This window comes from Corynebacterium lizhenjunii (assembly GCF_011038655.2).
Taxonomy (GTDB): domain Bacteria; phylum Actinomycetota; class Actinomycetes; order Mycobacteriales; family Mycobacteriaceae; genus Corynebacterium; species Corynebacterium lizhenjunii.
The window spans coordinates 1,463,133-1,485,260 of record NZ_CP064954.1; the positions used below are offsets into that span (position 1 = coordinate 1,463,133).

The 22,128-nt window shown below is 61.0% G+C and carries 22 protein-coding genes; 11 read left to right on the top strand and 11 right to left on the bottom strand.

What is annotated here, in order from left to right:
• Window positions 1-102 precede the first annotated feature (102 nt).
• From G7Y31_RS06920 to msrB, 4 genes are all read left to right on the top strand, one after another.
• On the top strand, window positions 103-1,182 hold the full coding sequence (locus G7Y31_RS06920) for a tyrosine-type recombinase/integrase (protein ID WP_165006481.1): 1,080 nt from the start codon (window positions 103-105) through the stop codon (window positions 1,180-1,182).
• Window positions 1,183-1,406: 224 nt separating this feature from the next.
• Window positions 1,407-2,144, top strand: coding sequence for a pyrimidine reductase family protein (locus G7Y31_RS06925; RefSeq protein WP_165006484.1), 738 nt, complete (start codon window positions 1,407-1,409; stop codon window positions 2,142-2,144).
• A gap of 9 nt (window positions 2,145-2,153) precedes the next feature.
• A complete protein-coding gene (locus G7Y31_RS06930) occupies window positions 2,154-3,419 on the top strand; it encodes a glycosyltransferase family 87 protein (RefSeq protein ID WP_235923082.1) in 1,266 nt (421 codons plus the stop codon).
• On the top strand, window positions 3,412-3,828 hold the full coding sequence (gene msrB / locus G7Y31_RS06935; RefSeq protein WP_165006487.1) for a peptide-methionine (R)-S-oxide reductase MsrB: 417 nt from the start codon (window positions 3,412-3,414) through the stop codon (window positions 3,826-3,828). Before G7Y31_RS06930 ends, msrB begins: the two co-directional genes overlap by 8 nt.
• A 38-nt stretch (window positions 3,829-3,866) precedes the next feature.
• Here msrB and hemQ read toward each other — a convergent pair whose 3' ends face one another.
• Window positions 3,867-4,568: a hydrogen peroxide-dependent heme synthase gene (gene hemQ, locus G7Y31_RS06940; RefSeq protein WP_165006490.1), complete on the bottom strand. Its 702-nt coding sequence runs from the start codon at window positions 4,566-4,568 to the stop codon at window positions 3,867-3,869.
• 200 nt (window positions 4,569-4,768) lie between these two features.
• On the opposite strand from hemQ, the gene G7Y31_RS06945 reads away from it, so the two are divergent.
• The gene (locus tag G7Y31_RS06945; RefSeq protein ID WP_235923084.1) at window positions 4,769-5,551 is read left to right on the top strand and encodes a DUF3000 domain-containing protein; all 783 of its coding nucleotides are present in this window, start codon (window positions 4,769-4,771) and stop codon (window positions 5,549-5,551) included.
• 21 nt (window positions 5,552-5,572) lie between these two features.
• Complete coding sequence (locus G7Y31_RS06950) at window positions 5,573-6,862, top strand: HRDC domain-containing protein (protein WP_235923085.1); 1,290 nt, start codon at window positions 5,573-5,575, stop codon at window positions 6,860-6,862.
• Window positions 6,863-6,892: 30 nt separating this feature from the next.
• On the opposite strand, the gene dxs is transcribed toward G7Y31_RS06950, so the two are convergent.
• The 5 genes from dxs to dut all read right to left on the bottom strand — a co-directional run bounded on the left by dxs (window position 6,893) and on the right by dut (window position 12,278).
• Complete coding sequence (dxs, locus tag G7Y31_RS06955) at window positions 6,893-8,794, bottom strand: 1-deoxy-D-xylulose-5-phosphate synthase (RefSeq protein WP_165006493.1); 1,902 nt, start codon at window positions 8,792-8,794, stop codon at window positions 6,893-6,895.
• A gap of 50 nt (window positions 8,795-8,844) precedes the next feature.
• Window positions 8,845-10,137 carry a class I SAM-dependent RNA methyltransferase gene (locus G7Y31_RS06960; RefSeq protein WP_165006983.1) on the bottom strand — a complete coding sequence of 431 codons (1,293 nt, stop codon included), beginning with the start codon at window positions 10,135-10,137 and terminating at the stop codon, window positions 8,845-8,847.
• 32 nt (window positions 10,138-10,169) lie between these two features.
• Window positions 10,170-10,787: a DUF3159 domain-containing protein gene (locus G7Y31_RS06965; protein WP_235923114.1), complete on the bottom strand. Its 618-nt coding sequence runs from the start codon at window positions 10,785-10,787 to the stop codon at window positions 10,170-10,172.
• A gap of 116 nt (window positions 10,788-10,903) precedes the next feature.
• On the bottom strand, window positions 10,904-11,776 hold the full coding sequence (locus tag G7Y31_RS06970) for a DUF3710 domain-containing protein (protein WP_165006499.1): 873 nt from the start codon (window positions 11,774-11,776) through the stop codon (window positions 10,904-10,906).
• Window positions 11,777-11,843: 67 nt separating this feature from the next.
• Window positions 11,844-12,278 carry a dUTP diphosphatase gene (gene dut / locus G7Y31_RS06975; RefSeq protein ID WP_235923116.1) on the bottom strand — a complete coding sequence of 145 codons (435 nt, stop codon included), beginning with the start codon at window positions 12,276-12,278 and terminating at the stop codon, window positions 11,844-11,846.
• A 122-nt stretch (window positions 12,279-12,400) separates the two neighbouring features.
• Between dut and G7Y31_RS06980 the strand changes: the two genes are divergently transcribed.
• Complete coding sequence (locus G7Y31_RS06980) at window positions 12,401-12,913, top strand: DUF3093 domain-containing protein (protein WP_268896615.1); 513 nt, start codon at window positions 12,401-12,403, stop codon at window positions 12,911-12,913.
• 95 nt (window positions 12,914-13,008) lie between these two features.
• Here G7Y31_RS06980 and G7Y31_RS06985 read toward each other — a convergent pair whose 3' ends face one another.
• Entirely contained in the window at window positions 13,009-13,299 is a 291-nt protein-coding gene (locus G7Y31_RS06985; RefSeq protein WP_165006505.1) for a DUF4193 domain-containing protein, read from the bottom strand.
• A 148-nt stretch (window positions 13,300-13,447) separates the two neighbouring features.
• Window positions 13,448-14,341, bottom strand: coding sequence for an inositol monophosphatase family protein (locus G7Y31_RS06990; RefSeq protein ID WP_165006507.1), 894 nt, complete (start codon window positions 14,339-14,341; stop codon window positions 13,448-13,450).
• Between the two features lie 122 nt (window positions 14,342-14,463).
• Between G7Y31_RS06990 and ppgK the strand changes: the two genes are divergently transcribed.
• Both ppgK and G7Y31_RS07000 read left to right on the top strand, forming a co-directional pair.
• Window positions 14,464-15,246: a polyphosphate--glucose phosphotransferase gene (gene ppgK, locus G7Y31_RS06995; protein WP_165006510.1), complete on the top strand. Its 783-nt coding sequence runs from the start codon at window positions 14,464-14,466 to the stop codon at window positions 15,244-15,246.
• Window positions 15,247-15,433: 187 nt separating this feature from the next.
• Window positions 15,434-16,978, top strand: coding sequence for an RNA polymerase sigma factor (locus G7Y31_RS07000; protein WP_268896616.1), 1,545 nt, complete (start codon window positions 15,434-15,436; stop codon window positions 16,976-16,978).
• 173 nt (window positions 16,979-17,151) lie between these two features.
• On the opposite strand, the gene G7Y31_RS07005 is transcribed toward G7Y31_RS07000, so the two are convergent.
• From G7Y31_RS07005 to G7Y31_RS07015, 3 genes are all read right to left on the bottom strand, one after another.
• Window positions 17,152-17,706 carry a DUF4190 domain-containing protein gene (locus G7Y31_RS07005; protein ID WP_165006514.1) on the bottom strand — a complete coding sequence of 185 codons (555 nt, stop codon included), beginning with the start codon at window positions 17,704-17,706 and terminating at the stop codon, window positions 17,152-17,154.
• A 174-nt stretch (window positions 17,707-17,880) separates the two neighbouring features.
• Window positions 17,881-19,638 (bottom strand): DEAD/DEAH box helicase, encoded by a 1,758-nt coding sequence (locus G7Y31_RS07010; protein ID WP_165006517.1) that lies wholly within the window; start codon window positions 19,636-19,638, stop codon window positions 17,881-17,883.
• An 8-nt stretch (window positions 19,639-19,646) separates the two neighbouring features.
• On the bottom strand, window positions 19,647-19,898 hold the full coding sequence (locus tag G7Y31_RS07015; RefSeq protein ID WP_235923088.1) for a DUF3039 domain-containing protein: 252 nt from the start codon (window positions 19,896-19,898) through the stop codon (window positions 19,647-19,649).
• A gap of 52 nt (window positions 19,899-19,950) precedes the next feature.
• Between G7Y31_RS07015 and G7Y31_RS07020 the strand changes: the two genes are divergently transcribed.
• Window positions 19,951-20,541, top strand: a complete 591-nt coding sequence (locus G7Y31_RS07020) for a DUF3099 domain-containing protein (RefSeq protein WP_165006523.1) — start codon at window positions 19,951-19,953, stop codon at window positions 20,539-20,541.
• Window positions 20,534-22,105, top strand: coding sequence for a DUF7782 domain-containing protein (locus G7Y31_RS07025; RefSeq protein ID WP_165006526.1), 1,572 nt, complete (start codon window positions 20,534-20,536; stop codon window positions 22,103-22,105). The genes G7Y31_RS07020 and G7Y31_RS07025 overlap by 8 nt, the downstream gene beginning before the upstream one ends.
• The last annotated feature ends 23 nt before the right edge of the window (window positions 22,106-22,128 follow it).

Sequence of the window (22,128 nt, forward strand, 5' to 3'; positions counted from 1 at the left end):
CACGAAACCAGGCATCCGCCGTTTCATTAGCGTCTACCAGTCCCGGAAATTGTCGCCCTGCGCAATCTTTCAGCACTGGCTAACACCAAAGGAGCATACCACATGGCATGCATCAAAAAATACGCCACCGCCACAGGCCACGCCTGGCGCGTCCAATACCGCTCACCCGACGGACGCAGCCGCACCAAACAAGGCTTCCGCACCAAAGCCCAAGCCCAAGCCTGGGCAGAAACCAACGCCGCCACCATACACACCGGCGGGTGGGTCGACCCCAACGCAGGCACAATCACCGTAGGCGAACTAGGCGAGCAATGGCTAAGCATGCAAACCCACCTCAAACCCAAAACCATGCACAACACCCGCCAGATATGGCGCAACCACGTACACCCCGCATGGGGAACACGCCCAATCGGTGACATCCTGCCGTCTGAAGTGCAATCATGGGTGGCAAACATAGGCCGCGGCGCGTCACTGGTACGGCAAGCCCACGCGCTGCTTGCCCAAATTCTTGACATGGCAGTGCGGGACGGACGCATTAAGGCGAACCCGGCGCGTGGGGTCCGCCTGCCCTCGAAGCCCCGGGGGGCGAAGGTGTATCTCACGGCGGGGCAGCTGGCGCGGCTTGCGGGTGAGTGTTCAAAGCATTCTGAATTGGTGTGGCTGCTGGGTACGGTGGGGTTGCGTTGGGGTGAGGCTGCGGCGTTGCGTGTGCGTGATGTCAATGTTGTTCGTCAGCGTATTTCGGTGGAGCGGAATGCGGTGACGATTGGGTCTGAGATTGCGATTGGTACGCCTAAGACGCATGAGCGGCGCGAGGTGGCTGTTCCGGCTGTGGTGATGGGGCGGTTGAGGCCTCTGCTTGAGGGTAAGGGGCCGGATGCGTTGCTGTGGGCGCGTGCGGATGGGTCGCCGTTGCGGTTGCCGTCTAGTGGGGATTGGTATTACCGGGCGTTGGGGAGGGTTCAGGAGGCGGATCCTGATTTTCCGCGTGTGACTCCGCATGGTTTGCGGCATGTTGCGGCTGGGTTGATGGTGTCTAGTGGTGCGAATGTGAAGGTTGTTCAGCGTCAGCTTGGGCATGCGAGCGCGGCTATGACCCTGGATATTTATGCTGATTTGTTCGATGGGGACCTGGACGAGGTGGGCCGGAGCATGGATGTGCTGATTTCGCGCGCTGTTTAATGTCGTGGGATTGTCGTGGGATTGCCTAGTTTTTGGGGTGTTTTGCCTGGTAGTGGGGTTGTTAGTGGCTGGTTCAATCCCAGCTAGGACCACGTTGATAACACCCCGGCTACCAGCCTTTCCGCTGGAAGCGGGGTTTTGACTTTTCGCCTTTCCGTCGTTCTTAGCAGTTTTAAGCCCTAAGCCATAGGGGGCACCCCACCCCGCCAGGTAGGCTTGGGGCCATGACTTCTGCGCAAGCCTTCCCTGCGACTCGTGATGTCAGCGAGCTTCTAGGCCCGGAGTATCCGCCCGATCGGCGCGCCACTGCACAATTGACGGTGCGGGCAATCATGGCGATGACGCTCAACGGCTCCGCGGCCCTAGACGGGACATCGGGAAAATTGGGTAACGCCACCGACTCCGCACTTTTGCTGGGTGTACGGGGGTGGGCTGATATAGTCCTGGTGGGCGCAAGCACGGTGGTTGCGGAAGATTATGGTGGCACTCCCGCTACACCGCAGCGCCCACAGCCGGCGCCGATTGCCGTGCTCAGCAAGTCTCTCAAGCTCAGCCCGCAGGCACGGTTATTCAGCAACACCCATGCCCAACCATTCATCGCTTGTCCGCACGAGACGTTGATGAATGAGGATCTCGCACACCGCCGGCAGCGCCTGCGCGAAGCAGGGGCGCGTTTTATTGACTGCGGCGATGGCTCGCCCACCGCGATCCTGCAGGCTCTTGCCGCACAAGGCTTTGAGAAGATTTCTTGCGAGGGTGGCCCCAATGTTCTCGGACCGATGGTTGCGGCGGGGCTTATCGACCAGTTCTACCTCACCCTAGACCCACACTTGGGTGCGGCTGCTGAGACCCCTTTGACTTCTCACGCAACGCCGACGTGGTCCCGGTTCGAGTTGGAGCACGTAGCACCGGTGGCCGATGGCACGGTGTTTCTGCGCTATCGGCGCGCGCTAAGCCCTTAAAGTAGGTCCGTGTACTCCTCCCCCACCTCAGCTACCACCGCGCGCCCGGCGTGGGATCGCATCGGCAGGGCCTGCGGTTGGCCACTTGCCCTAGCGTTGTTTATCCACCGCGTGTTCATCGTCGCCTTTACCGGCACCCCCACCGACGATTTCACCACGGTCTACAACGCAGTACGTCGAATGCTCGCGGGCCAGCCAGTCTACGAGCAGGCCTACCATCATGTCGATCCGCTCTACCTCTATAACCCAGGTGCCACAGTGTTGTTGAGCCCCCTGGGCCTGATTACGGATTTCGATACCGCCCGCAGACTGTTCATCCTGGCTAATGCACTGGCCGTCATCGCCGCACTCGCAATCCTGACCCGCATGGTGGGCCGACCCCTGCGCGGTGCGGTGTGGCCGCTGAGCATTGCCGCGGCATTCGCCACAGAATCGGTGACCAACACGCTTGCCTTTACCAACATCAATGGCCTGTTGCTATTGGCTCTGTGTCTGTTTCTGTGGGCATTCCTGCCTGCCCATACTGCGGGCATCACCACTGCTAGTCTGCCGATACCCCCTTCACCCACCCCGCGCACCCGTGCCCGGGGCTGGCTAGGTGGACTCGTCCTGGGTGCGGCCATTGTGATTAAGCCCCAATTCGCCCCGCTTCTGGCCCTGGTTATCGTGCGCAAGGACTGGCGGGCCCTCGCGGGGGCGGTGGCTACCCCGGTGGCACTTAACGTCTACGCTCTGTGGCGGATAGAGGCTACCGCCGGTTACCGGGAGAAGCTGCTTCCCTATCTGGCGCACACCCGTGATTATGCCAATTCTTCATGGGCGGGAATGGTGGAGTACTTCCACGCCCCTTCCTGGCTCTATTGGGCAGTGTGGGCGGCTACAGCAGCATTGGTGGCAGCAACACTGTTGGTGTTACTACGGTGGAGCGCCACTGATTCAACGTGGTGGGCGCTAACCAGTACCGGCGTAATTTTCACCGGAATCTTTTTCCTGTCTTCCCTGGGCCAGCAGTACTACTCGATGTGGCTGTTTCCCTGGATTTTTACCGCCTTCTTCGCCCGCAGTGTCTTTCACACGTGGGGTGCGTGGTTGGCGGCTTTCCTCTGCCTGGCTCCTGTGTCGTGGGCCAACCCCCTGTGGCCGAGTGTCGGCAGGTGGATGGACGTCTTTGGTGCTACTGCCGGCTGGCTCCTCCTCCTGGTAGTAGCTGCCGCCTCCACTGCCGCGTGGTGGCGGCGTGAGCGCTTAGAGTACTACAGTTGCCCGCATGACTGATTTCAAGCTAATCACTGACTCCCAGTGGCGTGAGCGGCTAAGCGCTGCGGAGTATCACGTCCTGCGCGAGGCCGGCACGGAACCCCCTCACGTGGGCGAGTACACCAATACCACTTCTGATGGCGTGTATTCCTGCCGCGCCTGCGGCACGGAGCTGTTTCGTTCCACAGAAAAGTTTGAGTCCCACTGCGGGTGGCCGTCCTTCTTCTCACCACTTGCCGGCGACAAGATTATTGAGCGCGAGGATCGCTCCCTGGGCATGGTGCGCACGGAAGTCCTGTGCGCCACGTGCGAATCCCACTTGGGCCACGTTTTCGCTGGGGAAGGCTATGACACTCCCACTGACCTGCGCTACTGCATCAACTCCATTAGTTTGACACTAGAAGAGCGCCCACTCGACGGGGAGTAGGCGCTCTTTAGGAGCAAGCGATTCTTCAAGCTTGGTGTTTAGGGCAGCACCACAATCAATTCGGCCACATCCTTGACGCGACGGCCGGTGTGGAAGGGGATTTCCTCCCGCACGTAGTGGCGGGCCTCGGTGTAGCGCATGAGGTACATCAGGTCCACAATGCGGTGTAGCTCCGAGGCTTCGAAAGCCAGGATCCACTCGTAGTCGGATAGAGCAAAGGCCGGCACGGTGTTAGCCCGCACATCCGGGTAGTCGCGGGCCTGCATGCCGTGCTCTGCCAAAATCTTGCGCCGCTTGCCCTCGTCCATGGTGTACCAGTCGTAGGAGCGCACGAAGGGATAGACTGCAATCCAGTCTCCGGGTTCTTCACCCATGATGAAGGACGGTAGGTGCGACTTGTTGAACTCAGCGGGCCGGTGCAAGGCATTGCCCACCCAGGTTACTTCGCTGAGCTGGCCTAGGGTGGTCTCGCGCCGGAAATCTGCAAAGACCTTCTGCAGGTCTTCAAAGTTCTCCGCGTGCCACCAAATCATAAAGTCCGCGCTCTCACGCATGCCGGAAAGGTCATAGATCCCGCGCACGGTCACCACGCCAGCTTCTTCAATCCCGCGGAAGAATGCCTGGGCTTGGTTGATGATATCTGCGCGCTCAGTGCCCAGGGCCCCCGGGATCGCACGGAATACGGCGTGCTGGGAGTACTGCTGTTTACTATTGAGCTCGTCAAAGTTGAGCTTTGCCATGTGGGCGACACCTCCAGGTGAAAGGGTGCGCCGTGGCTTCTCCCGCGCCGCACCCAGCGGCATATCGTTGTGGTCATGGTGCAGCCAGTTGGCGTGCACACTGTATCCATCATAAGTTGGATAGCCCAGTCGCGCACCTTCCCCTGCTTCGCGGCGCGCCTCCCACCCCCGCGGCTGCTATACCGCTAGGTTTATGGCTCGTGAGTCCCATTGACGCTAACCCCCCACAGTCAGAGCCCGGACACTCTCTTCCTGAGGCACCGACTGATCTTCGCGCGCATGCCGCTGCCAAGGCCGCTGCCGCCAAGGCACACTCAGCTCCGGAAACTACAGCCACTGCCTCCAGCGCGGGCCCTCATGAGGAATCTCCGACAGGTAACACCGAACCCCCCAAAGACGGCAGCGAAGATGGGCGCCCGGCGAGTGCGCAGAAATTTGCCACAGCCACCGAAGCGCTGTACACGGCAACGGTACGCCCGGAAATCTCTATCCGACAGATTCGCCCGCCCCAGAAGCTAGCCGCACATAGCTTCGCCATCGGCCTGGAGGTATCTAAGCCAGAGCGCGAAGTCATCCCTATCAATTCTGACGGCGATGCCTTTGGCCGACTCATCTTGCTGCACGACCCCGCCGCGGAGGAGGCCTGGGAAGGCCCCATGCGTTTGGTCGCCTATATTCAAGCTGACATGGACTCCGAGGTCGCTAGCGATCCGCTGCTGGCAGATGTCGCATGGGAATGGTTGACGGAGTCTTTGCGCGACTATGGCGCGGGCTACACCAATTTGGGTGGCACGGTCACCTCCACCGCTTCAGTTCGCTTCGGGGAAATTGGCGGTCCGCCACGCGCCCACCAGCTGGAGATGCGTGCCTCGTGGACGGCAGAGGGGCTGGACCTTTCGACTCACACCCAGGCCTTTGCCGCGGTGTTGGCCAATGTCGCTGGCTTGCCCCCGGAGGGCGTCGCCCAGCTCAAGCAGGATTAGCGCACCCCCGGACTTGGTCTGATGGACATTGAACTGCGCGTTCCGCGCGAGGGTACCCCGGCGTTGCTGCGCACTCCGGAGCAGTTTGCCGATGCCGCCCACGCGCTCAGCGCAGGCAGGGGTCCCTTTGCCATCGATACGGAGCGGGCTTCCGCCTACCGTTACGATGACCGTGCGTTTGTGGTACAAGTCCGGCGTCACGGTGCAGGTACGTTTCTCTTTGCCCCTGAGGGGCACCGCGCGGAGCTGGGGGCAGCTTTGGAGCCGGTGCTCAATGGCCAGCAGTGGATCATTCATGCAGCTCCTAGCGATCTGCCGTGCTTGGGGTGGTTGGGGTTGAGCCCGGGAGCGATCTTTGACACGGAATTAGCAGCGCGCCTGTGTGGTTGTGAGCGCTCCAATCTGGCGTTTTTGGTCAGTGAGCTGCTGGGTTTCGAGCTAGCCAAGCAGCATGGGGCTGCCGATTGGTCTCAACCGGATTTGCCGCAGGAGTGGTTGGATTATGCTGCCCTGGACGTGGAATTTTTGGCTGAGCTTGCGCAGTTACTGGAGACCATGCTGCGCGCACAGAATAAGTGGGAGTGGGCCCAAGCGGAGTTCAGCCATATTCTTGCCACGAACGCACAGCCGTGTAGTAGCGAAGTCTCTGCCCTCCACTTAGCTCCCCACCCCGAACAGTGGCGGGAGGTCAAGGGAGTTCGCGGGCTTAAGGATCGGCGGCAATTACAGGTGGCGCGCACGCTATGGCAGGTGCGTGACTCTCAAGCGCGCGCACAAGACACCAGCCCCGCCCGGATTTTGAGTAATAGATGCTTGGTAGAGATTGCGTATGCGCAGCCGGAGAGCATCACCCAGTTGAAGCGAATCTCCTGTCTGCCTCGTCGCGCTAGCGAGCGCAAGCTATGGTGGGAGGCTGTGGAGACAGCGTATATGTCTCCGGCACAGGCTTGGCCACACCTCACACGCCCGCAACAGGTTCCCCCCAAAAGTCAGTGGTCCCGCGACTACCCGCAGCAATGGGAGATATACCAGGAGCTGCGCAGCCGCTGCGAGGAGCGCGCAGACTCCCTGCACCTGCGCCCCGAGGTCTTGGTCTCCACCAGCGTGATGCGTGCCTTTGTCTGGGCGGTGGCCGGGCTTGCCGCTGCCCCCGGAGTCCACAACAACATCGCGGGGAGCGTGCGCACCCTGGCAGATGCCGAGGCCCTTTTGCGTCGCCACGACTGCCGGGACTGGCAAATAGACATTCTCCTGCCGCTGCTCGCACCCCTGCTGCCCAGCCGTGGTGTGCCCGGCGCCGAGCAGTGCTAAGACCGCGCCGAGTGGCGGTAGGGGCGGCGTCTAGTCTTGCGCGGTAAGGGTGCCCACCCAACCCAGCACGGACTCCGCAATGCTTTCTGGGTCCAAGCCTACTTCTTCTAAGAGCTCGCCGCGGGTGGCGTGCTTAGGGTAATAGTTGGGAAACGCCAGACGCCGCAGTGGGGTGTCTACCTCGGCGGCAGACAGGGCCTCGGACAACAGGCTGCCGATACCCCCGCGCATGGTGCCATCTTCCACCGTGACCACCAGGTCATGATCCCCAGCAAGGCCGATGAGCGAGCGTGGCACCGGGGCCACCCAGCGTGGGTCCACCACGGTGACGTTCAGTCCCTGCTCTTCGAGCAAGCGCGCCGCTGCCAGAGAACGCGCGGACATGGCGCCTACCGCGATGATAAGGACGTCTGGACTGGACTGATCCTGGTTATCGCCGTAGTGCAAAATATCCACCCCATCAACCAGGGTGTCCAGGGCTTCCTGGTCCTCCAACAAGTTGCCCTTGGGGAAGCGCACCACGGTGGGCCCGTCGCTAACCTCAATGGCTTCGCGGAAGAGCTCGCGCAGTCGCTGACCATCACGGGGTGCGGCCACGCGAATGCCAGGCACAATAGTGGTAATCGACATGTCCCACACGCCGTTGTGGCTAGCACCGTCTGACCCCGTAACCCCCGCGCGATCCAGCACCAGCGTTACCGGCAACTTAAGCAAACCAATGTCCATGACCAATTGGTCAAAGGCGCGGTTGAGGAACGTCGAATATAGCGCCACAACAGGGTGCAGGCCTGTCAATGCCAGACCAGATGCGGAGGTCAGCGCATGCTGTTCTGCAATTCCGACGTCAAAGAAACGCTGCGGGAATTCCTCTGCAAAAGGCGTCAAACCGGTGGGACCGGCCATGGCCGCAGTAATGGCCACGATGTCCTCACGGCGGCGCCCTGCCTCAAGCAGCTCTTCAGAAAAAGCTGCGGTCCACCCCGGTTGGGACTTGCCCTTGGGCTTGCCCGTTACTGGGTCAATAACCCCGGTGGAGTGCATTTGATCATTGGGCTCATTAACGGCTGGATCAAAACCGTGTCCCTTTTCGGTTACACAGTGGACGATAATCGGGCCTTCGTAGTCGCGCGCATAGCTAAATGCCCGCGTCAACGCCTCTAGGTCGTGTCCGCTTATCGGACCAATGTACTTGATGCCCAAGTCCGGGAACATCTCCGTGGGCACCACTGTGGACTTTACGCCCTCCTTGACAGCGTGCAAAGCCTCGAAGGCGCGCTCTCCTACCCACCCCATAGACTTCAGGCGCTTTTTGCCCTGTTCCATGATTTCGTCGTAGCCATGCTGGGCACGAATGCGCCCGAGGTTGGCACTGAGCCCGCCGATGGTCGGTGAATAGCTCCGGCCATTATCGTTAACCACCACAACCGCGTTGCGGGACTTATCCGTAGCCAAGTTATTGAGTGCTTCCCAGCACATTCCGCCTGTCAGCGCGCCGTCACCCACCACGGCTACAGCATTGCGGTGAGGCTGTCCCTGAAGGCTAAACCCCTTGGACAAGCCATCAATCACCGAAATAGCAGCAGAGGCGTGCGAGGACTCGGTCCAGTCATGCTCTGACTCGCCGCGGTCCGTGTACCCAGACAGCCCTCCCTTTTGACGCAGGGTATCGAATTGATCCGCGCGACCGGTGAGCATCTTATGGACATAAGACTGGTGCGAGGTATCAAAGACAATGGCATCATGCGGGGAGTTGAAGCACCGGTGCAGGGCTATGGTCAATTCCACCACTCCAAGATTGGGGCCCAGATGCCCACCGGTGGCAGAGACCTTCTCGATCAGCAGCGCCCGGACCTCATCTGCCAGCTGCTGCAGCTGACCGGAGCTGAGCTTCTTCAGATCCCGGGGTGACTTCACCGAATCCAACAATGCCATGGGTGCCCTTTTACCTCTTAAAAATGTACGCGCGAATAATGACGTCTAGATTACTCTCCCGTGCCGCTATTGCACGGAACTAACAAGGCCAGCGCCTCCATGTGGTGCGTGCCGGGGAAGGCATTGACCACGGCCCACTTGTGGATTTCATAGCCGCAGCCCGACCAGGAGGCCAGGTCGCGGGCGAAGGTTGCCGGATCGCAGCCCACGTGCACTACCGCGTGGGGCTTTGCTTGGGCAATGCCCTCTACTACCTCCTGCCCTGCCCCAGCGCGCGGTGGGTCCAAAACCACGACATCAGGGGCCGGCAGCTGTGGCAAGGCCGCCTCTACCGTGGCGTTATAAAACTCCACGTTGAGATCACCTACCAGCAGTGTGGACGTATTCGCGGATGGCGAGTAATCCACCGAGCAAATGGTGTGCTCAACGTCAGTGCCTTGACTCACGCGCCCGGCGCTCGCCGTTTGGAATGCACGTGCCAGCGCAGGAGCAAAGACGCCTACTCCGCCGTAGAGGTCCCAGGCGGTGCCGCGAGCGGCATAGGCAGACTCGCACAGGACGGTGGCCAACCAGGTCTCGATGAGCTGGGAGTACACCTCCGGGGCTTTGACGTGGGCCTGCCAAAAGCCGGTGGCGGGGAATTCAAAGGACTGCTCACCACAGTGCTCAACTACCGTGCCACTGCCCTCAATAACCTCAGTGATGTACTCCACGCGTCGGCCTCGCGGCGCACGGCGGGACTCCACCACATGGCGGGTACGTGTCGCGTCCATCACCGCAATCACCTCAGCACCGGGCGTAAAGCGCCGCGCGTCCGGGCCCATCAGGCCGGAGACTAATCCGGGGTAGAGCTGCGTACATTCGACGTCAGTGACAAGTTCGTGGGAGCCCTGCCGACGCAATCCGGCTCGGCCCTGCGCATCCACACCTAGGCGCACCCGAGTGCGCCACCCGCGGTGTGGGGCAAGCTCAATCAGTTCTGGCTGCGGCAACTTCTTCATGCCGCCCAACCTGCGCAGTTGGTCTGTGAGAATGTCGGCCTTGATGTCAAGCTCTGCCCCTGGATCCAGTACGGCAAAGTCACAACACCCAGCGCCTGCGGCGGCTGCGGGACACGCAGACTCCACGCGCAGTGGTGATGCCTGCACCAACTCGATTACTTGCGCGCGCAGAAATGCCTTTTTTACCCGCGTGATCTGCGCCAGCACCCGATCATCCGGTAGCGCGCCGCGCACGAACACCACGCGTCCATCTGCGGCATGGGCTATGGCCTCGCCGCCATGAGCCATGGACTCTACGGCAAGCTCGAGGACATCGCCCTTGGCCGGAACCGACTTGGACACGCCCTCAGGCTGATTGGGCAAAGAACTCTGCGTCACTGTTGCGGCCTTTCTGGCTGGCTCAGCTCCTGGCTCATGGCGCTCGCGGCCTCTACGGCAGCGTTCGCACGGCGCACCAGCACCACGGTAAAGAGCACCACCAACGCCGTTAAGGGCCAGCCCATGAGGATGCGAGCGATGCCCAACGTCGTAGTGTCCGTGGTGTTATACAGCTGGTTTTGCACCACGAAACGGGACAAAAACACCAGGGCCCACCCAGCCGTAGCCACTGAGTAATAGCGCACCGCGGTGGGGACTTCCCGCCACTGCATAGACTCACCATTTAAGCCCTTCCATACCACTGCGACTGCAGGCCAACGCACCAGGATGGAGACGACAGCAAGTACCGCTAAGAGCAAAGAAACCCAAATGCCGTACAGGAAATAGCCCTTGGCATCCCCGGTCAACCAAGCAATGCCCGCGCACACGCCCACGCCGAGGAAGCTGGACACGGCTGGTTGGAGAGTTTCCTTGCGCAGCACCCGCCACAGGGTGATCAACGCGGCTACACCCAAAGCTGCAGCTAGCGCCGGGCCCAGGCCCCACGCATTATTGACGGGAATGAGCACCACCACGGGCACCGTGGCCGCGACCAATCCGCCCAGCCCGCCCATTTGTTCCAACAGGGTGGGTTGGGTTTCCGGCTCAGAATTAACTGTGACGCTACCTGCTGCGTTGTCCGCAGGGTCCTCTGCGGAGTTGTTTGCTGTGAGATTTGTGGCAGGCTCCATTAGTTCCTCTGCTCGCTGTCGGGTTGCTCATGCACGGCGTCCATGGTCTCTGCAGCTGCGGCGCGGGTGGTATCAGAAAGTTGTGCCGCCTCACGCTGGGCCTGCTCCTGGGCCTTGCGCTCTTCCATGGCTTGGGTAACCTGCTCTACCAACGCAGCAGGCATGACCACCGGCAAAGAATTACCAGCCAAGATGGGGGCCTCGCCGCGGTAGACGAACGTGCGGGAGGCAATCTCGCGGCCCAGCGCAGCCAAGTCATCTTCCATGCCTGCGGGCGCGGCTAAGGTCATGCGCAGCATCCACCGCGGGCCTTCGATACCGATAATACGAATGACACCATTGTCATTGGCACCCACGATTTCGGTGCCCCACGGACCTTCCTCTACGCGCGTGCGCAGGCCGTCGCCTTCCATGCCCTTGATCAAGTCCTGGGCAGCTCCTACCCACTGGCCACCGTTACGCGGGGCCGCAAAAGCCACGGGGGTTACCCGCCCAACCCGTGTAACAATGTGGAGCATCTTGGGACCCTCCGGGCCCATCTCCACCTGAACCTGGGACTCCTTCGGCAGCGGAATCTTCATCGAACCCAGGTCGAGCAGGCCCAGCGAAAAATCACTGAAATCGAAGGTCTCGATGTTGACCACGTCCCCATCAAAGGGACCGATTTCTCCATCCACCGGGTCATGAGGCGTGCTAAAAACTGCCACGCCCTCGGTAGTCTCTTGGGCAGGACCCTGGTTAAGGCCCGTGTGCAGATCCGGGTCTTGCCCTAGCTCCCCCGGCAGGCTGTGGGTGCTGGAGGTAGCGGGGGCATCGGCAGACTGAGCATCTGCAGCGTCGTCTTTGCGCTTGGAAAAGGGCCAAACAGCCATGGGGTGTCCTTAAAAAGTTCTAGTCAGTGGGGTATCTGAGGTGTTCAGGGATTTATTGCGGGGCAGCCTACACGCCTGTGGATCCATAGCCGTCTGCGCCGCGCACGGTGGTGTCCAGCTGCTCTACTTCTTCAAAGTCCACCAACTCCACGCGCTGGATAACCAGCTGGGCAATGCGCATGCCTCGCTTGATTTCGATAGGTTCCCGCGGGTCAGTGTTAATGAGACAAACCTTCAACTCTCCGCGATAGTCGGCGTCCACCGTCCCAGGGGTGTTGACAATGGACAGGCCATGCTTCGCCGCCAGCCCGGAACGCGGGTGGATCAACCCCACCGTCCCTAAGGGCAGTGCAATGGCAATGCCCGTGCCTACCAGCGCGCGCTCGCCTGGCTGCAGCGTCACATTCTCTGCGGCGCACAAATCTGCCCCGGCGTCACCCCGGTGGGCGCGTTGCGGTACCGGGATTGCCTTATCCAGGCGCTTAATGCGCACCGGACCCAGGTCACTGCGGGCAGCACCAGCAGAAGAGGAACTGGCGGTTTCGGAAGCATTTGAAGTCACCCGGCATAGTCTACCTGGGTCCCCTTAGCCGTGCCGCAGTGCACCGCGTAGACTCAGTGATTGTGTCTGAGCAAGGGAATAACCATCCGCAACAGCTGTACTCCGAACGCCACTGGGTCCCTTGGTACTTTTGGATGAACGGCTTCTTTGTCATCGTTATTAGTACCGCCACCTTTGGGCTCAACCGCCCCATCGGCTGGTCCATTGGCATCGCCACAGTACTTAGTGTCATTGGGGTGTGGGTGCTGCTGACGTGGTCTAGCACCACCGTGCGCGTAGAGCAAGACCCCGATGGCACCCGCTGGCTGCTGACCAAAGGCGCGCAGTTGCCTGCCGATGTCGTCTCCCGCTCCCTGGCAGTCCCCGAATCCGCCCGCCGCAACGCACTAGGCCCCCAGCTTGACCCGGCTGCCTTCTTGGTCACCAAAGGTTGGATGAAGGAACACGTCATGTTGGTGCTCGATGATCCAGAAGATGACACCCCCTATTGGATCATCGCCACCAAAGATCCCCGCGCAGTCCTGGAGGCCTTCGTGCCAGAGCAAGCCGCCAAGGCGACTGCGACGTTGCGCTAAAGGGGGCATCGGCAAACTCAGCTGGCGGCAACGGGCCCCCGAGGCCCCTCCGGGTCCAGTCCAGCCTAAGCCCCACACGCGACGGCTGCGCGAGCCTACGCGCAGTCCATGCAAATGGCGTCGTTGCCTTCCATGTGGGACAGGCGCTTATTGGACTGCACTAGGAAACACGAAGAGCACGTGAACTCATTGTCCTGGCGCGGGATGACCTCAACGTTGAGCTCCTCGCCGGTGAGATCATCCATTGGCGGCTCAAAGGAATCTACGATGTCGCCGTCATCATCCATCCCATTGTTGTCATTCTCAGCGGCCTTAAGGCCCTCAAGAGAGTCAGTTTCGGCTTCGTCTTCTACCCGGCGGCGCGGGGCGTCATAATCGGTAGCCATGTATGAGTCCTTCGGTGTAGCGATTTCGAGTATGGGCACCAACTAGCTATGGAATCTAGTTTTTATCGATCGCGGATAATAAACCACTCAGCCCGTCTTGTCATTCCGCCTTAGCATACGGGGTAGGCCCGCCACTACCCCCGTTCACCTATTCAGGTAGCTGACCTGCTACTTTCAGACTCTCAAGCAGGGACCACAGCTGTGGCGCAACCCCTGGTTGTGCGGCAAATAACATCCGCGCCTCACCACCGGTAGCCTCCATCCCCGGGTGGGCGACCACCACCCCAGCTTCTCTGGCAATAATCGTGCCCGCCGCGCAGTCCCAAGCCTTGACCCCATGTTCGTAGTAGGCATCCACCGTGCCTTCTGCTACGCGGCACAAATCTAAGGCCGCCGCACCCATCCGGCGAATATCGCGTACAACAGGCAAAATGTGGGCCAGTAGACGCGCCTGAGCTTCTCGCCGCGTTGCCTGGTACCCAAAGCCAGTTGCTACCAACGCCAGGGCCAAATCTGACTGCGAACGCGGGGTCAAGGCATGAGACGCTCCACCGCGCTCCACCGCTGCGCCCTGAGCCCAGCCTGCGTGGTATGCCGCGCCACTTTCAACGTTAACCACGGCGCCTGCAACGGGCTCCCCGTCCACAACCGCGCCGACGGAGACCGCATACTCCCCAATGCCGTAAAGGAAGTTCACCGTGCCGTCAATGGGATCGATAACCCACGTCACGCCGGTTCTCCCCGGCGTGTTCTGGCCTTCTTCGCCCAGAAAACCATCATCGGGGCGATGTTGGCGCAAGAAGGCGACAATGTGGTTCTCGGACTCCGTATCTACCACCGTAACCGGGTCAACGGCACTGGTTTTGGTGTGGTGTGCTTGCAGGCCACCGTCGGTAGAGGTGCGCAAGAGCTCGCGGCGGCGCCGGGAGACCAATTCCCCCGCGGAGCGCGCAGCTGCTAACGCTAGCTCCCGCAGTTGCGTTATGAGCACCGCAGGGCAGTCCACGGGTGCAGGGGTGGTCGCAGTGTAGAAAGTACTCATGGCTTCCATCATGCCTGTACTGGCCCAACTTGCTCATGGTAGGTGCGCGGGAAGGATTGGACCAAGCTGGGCAGGGTCTGGTTGGACCGTGTTCCTACCGAGCGGGCTATAGACTAGTGCCCATGACTAAGCACGCACGCACGGAAGAGCCCACGGTTGCCCAAGCGCTGGGGATAGACATTGGCGGTTCCGGAATTAAAGGCGCCATTGTGGACGTGACCACGGGCGAGTTTGTGGGCGAGCGGCACAGGATTGCCACGCCCCAGCCGGCCACCCCGCAGGCAGTGGCGGAAACTGTAGCTGAGATTGTGGCACATTTCGGCTGGACGGGCCCGGTAGGGATCACGGTTCCCGCCGTGGTGCGCCACCGGATTGTCCGGTCCGCCGCCAACATTGATGCCAGTTGGATTGGCGTGGACTCGCAGCAGCTTTTTGGCAGTGTGCTGCAGGGCGTGCGTTTTAGTGTACTTAACGATGCCGATGCCGCCGGGCTTGCCGAGGTCGCCTGTGGCGACCCCACAGCCGCGCGCGGCCCAGTCATTTTCTTAACCTTGGGCACTGGGATCGGCTCAGCCTTCCTCCTCAACGGCCAACTTTTCCCCAACACGGAGCTAGGGCACTTGCGGGTGGGCAAACACGAGGCGGAACACATCGCTTCTTCTGCGGTCCGGGAGCGAGAGGGCTTGAGTTATAAGAAGTGGGCCAAGCAGCTGGATAAGGTGCTTGCAGAGTACACAGCTCTATTTAACCCAGAGGCCTTCATAATCGGCGGTGGAATTTCGCGCAAATTCGACAAATGGTGCGGCTATCTGGACTCCCCGGTTCCAGTAGTACCTGCGCAACTGCGTAATCGTGCGGGGATTGTGGGTGCTGCTTTGGCAGTTAGCCAGGACCTACATCCATAAGAATTTTTCTCTACAATGCAAGGAAATCCCCGGCCCATTGACACCGCAGGACCCGGTTCCGACACCTAGTAGTCTTGTGCGTTATACTGGGCCGTCGATCGTAACTCTGGCCGTGCCGTCGCGTACCCCGGTTGTGTGAGTTCGCAGCAGCACCCCTGGCTGTTGTGGTACACAATCGCTACGACGCGTGGGGCTGGCCAGCACAACACAAGGCGAAAGGGCGTACGTGGCAGCCACTGAATCTTCAGAACAGGCACTTGACGGCGGTGCGGAAGCAACCGACGTAAAGCCAGCCAAGAAGACCGCCAAAAAGACGGCGAAGAAAACCGCCAAGAAGACGGCCAAGAAAACCGCGAAGAAGACGGCTAAAAAGACGGCGAAGAAGTCTGCCAAAAAGTCCGTGAAGAAGGCGGTTAAGAAGGCCACGAAGCAGACTGTTCGCAAGTCGGCAGCCTCCAAGGCTACTGCCCCGGAGAAGCAGAGCCCCGCTGCAGAAGAAGACGACACCGTAGTCACGGAGGCCACGGACACCGCGGCCGGTGCGACCGATGTCGTAGCCGACGTGGAGTTTGATCCGGCAGCTGAGGGCTTCGAGCATGATGATGAAGACGATGACCTTGCAGAAGGTCTGGGAGACGACCTCGAAGAAGACTTGGACGACGGACTCGACGAAGACGAACTCGACTCCGATGACGAGGACGAAGACCAGGATGACGAAGAGGAAGAGACCTCTTCGGTGTGGGACGAGGAGGACTCCGCCCAGCTGCGCCAAGCACGTAAGGACGCCGCGCTAACCGCTTCTGCGGACTCGGTGCGCGCTTACCTCAAGCAGATTGGTAAGGTCGCGCTGCTTAATGCTGAGCAGGAAGTCTCCCTGGCCGAGCGCATTGAAGCCGGCTTGTATGCGCAGTTTAAGTTAGATGAGGCGCTTACTGCCGATGCCGCCGATAAGGAGAAATCCTTACGCCCGGCCGAGAAGCGTGACTTGCGCGCCATTGCCCGTGATGGCCGTAAGGCGAAGAATCACCTGCTGGAGGCTAACCTGCGCCTGGTGGTCTCCTTGGCCAAGCGCTACACCGGACGCGGTATGGCTTTCCTGGACCTTATTCAGGAGGGCAACCTGGGCCTTATCCGCGCTGTGGAGAAGTTTGACTACACCAAGGGCTATAAGTTCTCTACCTATGCCACGTGGTGGATCCGCCAGGCCATTACCCGCGCCATGGCTGACCAGGCCCGCACCATCCGCATTCCGGTGCACATGGTGGAGGTCATCAACAAGCTCGGCCGCATCCAGCGCGAGCTCCTCCAGGATCTGGGCCGGGAGCCTACGCCGCAGGAGCTGGCGAAAGAAATGGACATAACCGAAGAAAAGGTGCTGGAAATCCAGCAGTACGCGCGTGAGCCCATCTCCTTGGACCAGAACATTGGTGATGAAGGTGACAGCCAGCTGGGTGACTTCATCGAAGACTCCGAGGCCGTGGTCGCCGTCGACGCTGTCTCCTTTACCCTCCTCCAGGACCAGCTACAGGACGTGCTGCACACCCTGTCTGAGCGCGAGGCCGGCGTGGTGCGTCTGCGCTTTGGCTTGACCGACGGGATGCCGCGAACTTTAGACGAAATCGGTCAAGTCTATGGTGTTACCCGGGAGCGTATCCGCCAGATCGAGTCGAAGACGATGTCGAAGCTGCGCCACCCCTCGCGCTCGCAGGTGCTCCGCGACTACCTCGATTAATCCGCGACCAACTGCGATCAGCTGCGAACGTCCGCGAACAGCTTAGCCCCCGGTGTGCTCCGTGTAGAGCTCCGGGGGCTCATTCATAGCCAGAGCCCCAAGCAACAGAGCCGCTGGGCTCTTCAACGGCCGGCGGGCTCTTCACTGGCTGGGGCTAGCGTTGAGATGGGGTACTATTTTGTGGTCGCACCACTGTCTTCGATCCGCTCATTCAGGCACTGGTCAATAGCGGCTTCGTCCTTCAGCTCGAAGCAGTCAGTGATTCCAGTTTCAACGAGAAAGTTGAAGCCGACATACACGATGATTGTGGCGACGATCATGCCCAAAACCGAGGTAACTATGCCCACCACGGACATCCAGGTGCGGCGGTTCTCCGGCATGAGCTTGCGCCCCTTGACCAAAGCGATAATGCCCAGCACAATTCCGATGAGACCCAGTGGATACGCAGGCATGATGATTACGGAGGACAGCAGCGCCACAATACCGAGGCCCAGGGCCCAGGGAGCGATCGCGTTCTTCGACTGGTTAACGGCCCACTCTCCTGCGCCGGAGTACCCAGCCGGAACCGGGTCCGCGGCACCATAAGCAGGGGCACCGTAGCTGGGCACGCCGTATGCGGGGGCATCGGCAGACTGAGGCTCCTGCGGGCGCTGGGATCCCTGTGGGCGCTGGGGTTCCTGTGGGCCCTGGGGTTCCTGGGGTCCTTGGGGGTTCTGCGGGTTGGTCACAAACAACTCACTTTCTTCGTAGAGAAATAATCACCGGACTTAGTGCTCGCCCCGCTGCGCAAGAGCGGTTGGACCACGGTAGTCACGCGGGGCTGGAGTGCCCACGATAGCGACTAGCCCATGATACCTACCCCCGCCCTACCCCCGCCGGATTGCTCGGGCAACCGGCAAAACTCACCACGCACGCAGGTGGTTTATTCGCTCGCGCAGCTGCTCAGCCTTGCACAGCGCAGTCGGCGGACCGCCGCAGGCCTTGCGCACCTCAGTATGAATAGCCCCATGGGGGCGGCCCGTGCGCTGGGCTTGAATGGAAACCAGGGTATTGAGTTCCTTGCGCAGCTGTGCAAGCTCATCCACCACGCCGCTAGACTCAGCGCTGTCTGGCTGTTGATGGGACTTCGGCGCTGAGGGCAACCCAAAGATCTCCCGACGGTGCGCCTCCGCGGCCTCGGCAGCCCGGCGCGCCTTTTCTTCCTGCTCCCGGCGGTCGAGCTCATCGGATTGCTTCTTGCGCAGAAGATCCTTGACTTGGTCGGCGTCTAGCAGCCCGGGGATACCCAAAAAGTCTTCTTCCTCCTGGGAAATATCCCCTGTGGTGAACTGGGAGCCATTAAACAGCAGCCCGGAGAACTCCGCTTCAGCGCCGAGGGACTCATAGGAGGGTTCCAGCATGTCGGGTTCGTTTTGCTGTTTGTTAGCTTCGTCAAGAAGGTCGTCATCCCAACCGTCTTCGTCGGATTTTTTCTTCCCTCCCAGGACGTGGTCGCGGGATTTTTCCATGCTCTCTGCTAGGCCCAGCAGGACGGGAACGGAAGGCAGGAAGACTGAGGCAGTCTCCCCCGGCATCCGGGAGCGCACAAAGCGGCCGATGGCTTGGGCAAAAAACAGTGGCGTGGCGGCAGAGGTTGCATAGACCCCTACGGCCAGGCGGGGAACGTCCACGCCTTCGGACACCATGCGCACGGCCACCATCCATTCGTCGGTGGATTCGGAGAACTCCTGGATGCGATCAGAAGATCCCGGATCATCGGACAGAATCACAGCTACCGGCGTGGAGGACAGTTGGCGCAGGATTTTGGCATAAGCTCGCGCGGTGGCGGTATCGGTGGCTAGCACCAGGCCGCCGGCGTCGGGCATGTTGCGGCGCATTTGCAGCAACCGGGTGTGTGCGGCTTCTAAGACCGTAGGGATCCACTCGCCTTTGGGGTCTAGAGCGGTGCGCCAAGCCCGTGCGGTTTGTTCCGGGTTGAGCACATCTCCTAACCGGGCGGTGTGTTCCTCCCCGGCGCTGTCGCGCCAGCGGGACTCGCCGGAGTAAGACAAAAAGACCACGGGGCGCACCACGCCATCGGCAAGCGCGTCGCCGTAGCCATAGGTGTGGTCGGAGCGGGAAACCAGGTGGCCTTCGCCGTCTTCTTCGTAGCGCACGAAGGGAATTTGGGACTCATCGGAGCGGAAGGGCGTACCGGTCAACGCCAGGCGATGCTCGGCATCAGCGTAGGCCTCGCGCACGCCATCGCCCCAGCTCTTGGAGTCGCCAGCGTGGTGAATCTCATCAAGGATGACCAGGGTGCGCCGGGCAGAAGCCACTGCCCTGTGCTTATAGGGGTGCATGCCCACCTGGGCATAGGTCACCACTATGCCGTCGAGTGCGGGGTTGACTGCTGAGGAGTTGGTGAACTTCGGGTCCAGGCCTAGCCCCACCCGGGCAGCTGCCTGCGACCACTGCACTTTGAGGTGCTCGGTGGGCACCACAACGATGACCCGGTCTACCGTGCGGTCATCGACTAACTCGGTGGCGATCCGCAAAGCAAAGGTGGTTTTGCCCGCTCCGGGGGTAGCCACGGCCAGGAAGTCTTTGGGTTTGGTGTTTAAGAATTTATCCAGTGCGGCCTGCTGCCAGGCACGCAAGGGGCCCTTGTTGCGGCTCACTGGTTACCTCACTTACGGCGTAGGCCCTTGTAGATGTTCTCACACTCCGGGCACACTGGCGATCCTGGCTTTGCTTGCTTGGTCACAGGGAAAGTCTCTCCGCACAGTGCTACGACGCGGTCACCACTCAGCGCGGAGTTAAGGATCTGATCCTTCTTGACATAGTGGAAAAATTTCGGGGTGTCATTGCCGGTGGACTCTTTTACGAGTTCATCAGGGCGTTCAATCGTCTTTGTCGTCGTGCTACTCACCTGAACCATCATGCCCCACAAAGGTGATTCTTGGCGACTTTAAGGGCTACCCTGGGAAGCTATGGACTCCAGCACTGGTTCTTCTCAGGACCGCTTTGATCATGACGTGGTTGACCACGACGATTTCCAGTACCCGCTGGAGGAAGAGCAGACCCCCGGGCGGTGGGTCGCGTGGCGGCGGCTCCTCAGCCATCTGCGCCGTCGGCGCTCCTTGTTGATTACGGACGCGCAGATGTCTCCGGGGCAGCACCGGCGGCATCGGGAAATTTGGTATGGCATCTTGCAGTTTCTGCGCGTGCCCTCTCTGCTGGGTGCGGGCGGGCTGGTGCTTTATCACCATTGGACGCTGGCGGCACTGACCGTTGCGGTGACTTTCCCACTGCCGTGGGTGGCAGTGGTCATTGGCAATAGCCAGGGCCCGCGCAAGGATTCCCGGCAGCGCAATACCTATAAGCCTGGTCTGGCGCGTGCCCAGCGTGCCTACTATGAGCAGCAGGCGTTGGCGGTACCTCGCCCTCAGCCAGGACTGTTACCGGGCACAGCCAAGTCTGCCGATGCCCCCGCGCGCCCCGCCTCTGCTGCCGATGCCATGTTTGGCCCCGGGTCTGCTTCGGCCAGGCAATGGCAGGCTTTAGAATCGCCTCATGACTGACTTCTTTACCCCGCTAGACCCTGACCATCCGCTTGCTGAGGTCGCTGGCGATCTGTGTGCGGTCTTTGCCCAGGCTGGTTTTGATGCCGCTGGGATTGCAGGACACCTGGGGCCAGAACTCTGCGAGGCGCTCTATCGTGGTGAGCCCGCTGCTGTGCGTCTGGGGGCAGCAGGTGATACGCAACTAGACCAGCTCATTCGGGTGTTCTTGCTCCATGATCCGTGCACCCTTAACCAGTTGGGGCAGCTTGTAGGTGAGGATATCGCTGACCGGCTCCGGCAGACCGGGGCGCTGGTTGCTGATGCTGAGCCGGGCGGGGCCATTCGAGTGGCCTTGGACATCCGGCCCCACATTATCCGCGGGCGCACCTTTTGGGTCTTTTCGGACGTCGATGCTGCCCTGGTAGACCATGTGCCCGGCCCAGACCACGTGTTGGGCGTTGGCTCGGCTTCCCTATCGCTGCTCCAATCAACCCCCGCGACCCCGGCACCTACCGTGCTGGACTTAGGTACCGGCTCGGGTGTGCAAATTCTGGGCCACCTGGCTAGCTACTCCCCTGAATCTGCAACCAAGGGGGAGCTGCCCCGCGTGACGGCCACGGACATCCATCCTCGGGCGTTGGCCCTGGCCGCCGCGACGGTACACGCCGCCGGGGTCGAAGACTGCGTTGAACTCCTCCAGGGCCCGTGGTTTGAGCCGGTGGCGGGAAGGCGCTTCGACCGCATTGTGGCCAACCCTCCCTTCGTAGTGGGATTGCCGGAGGTGGGCCACGTCTACAAAGACTCTGGTCTTAACTTGGATGCGGCTTCTGAGTTGGTGGTATCCCAATCAGTAGAGCATCTGCACCCCGGCGGAACGGCCCACCTCTTGGCGGCTTGGGTCCACCAAGACACCCAGACGTGGCAACAGCGGGTTGCAGGTTGGCTGCCAGATACCGGTGTGGCAGCCTGGATCATCCAGCGCGATGTCGCGGATCCCGCCCAGTATGTCTCAACATGGCTCAAGGATGAGTCTGTGGACGTGCGCTCGCCTGCCGGCCAGGAGCGTACCCGATTGTGGCTCGAGCATTTCGCCCGCCATGGAGTCACGGGTATCGGTTTCGGCTTCGTGGCCATCCAGCGTATTGGAGACAATGAACCTTCCGATATCCTGGCTGAGTCCTTGACGCAGCACTTCGAGGATCCTCTCGGCGCGGAGGTTGAGGAATACTTCACCCGCACCGCCTGGCTGCGGGAGCGAGATCACGCGGACTTTGCCGCGCAGCACTTCCAGGTCCGCCCGGGGCTGGCGCGTGAAGACGTGGCACTGCCAGATACCGAGTCCGGGCAGGGCTTTAGCCGCGCGGTACTGCGCCTAAGCCGCACCGACGGTCCCCGCTGGCAGCATGAGGTAGACGAGCACGTGGCGGCTATCGTAGCCGGGCTGCACCCGCAGGGCCTCAACCTGCGCGATACCGTGGGCGTTTATGCCGCCATTCATGGCTACGATGAGCAAGAGCTGCTCGATGCCGCCGTGCCCATCATGGTGGACTTGTTCCGGCATGGAATGATTATGCCCGCGTAGCCTGCGGCGATAAATGAACGTTG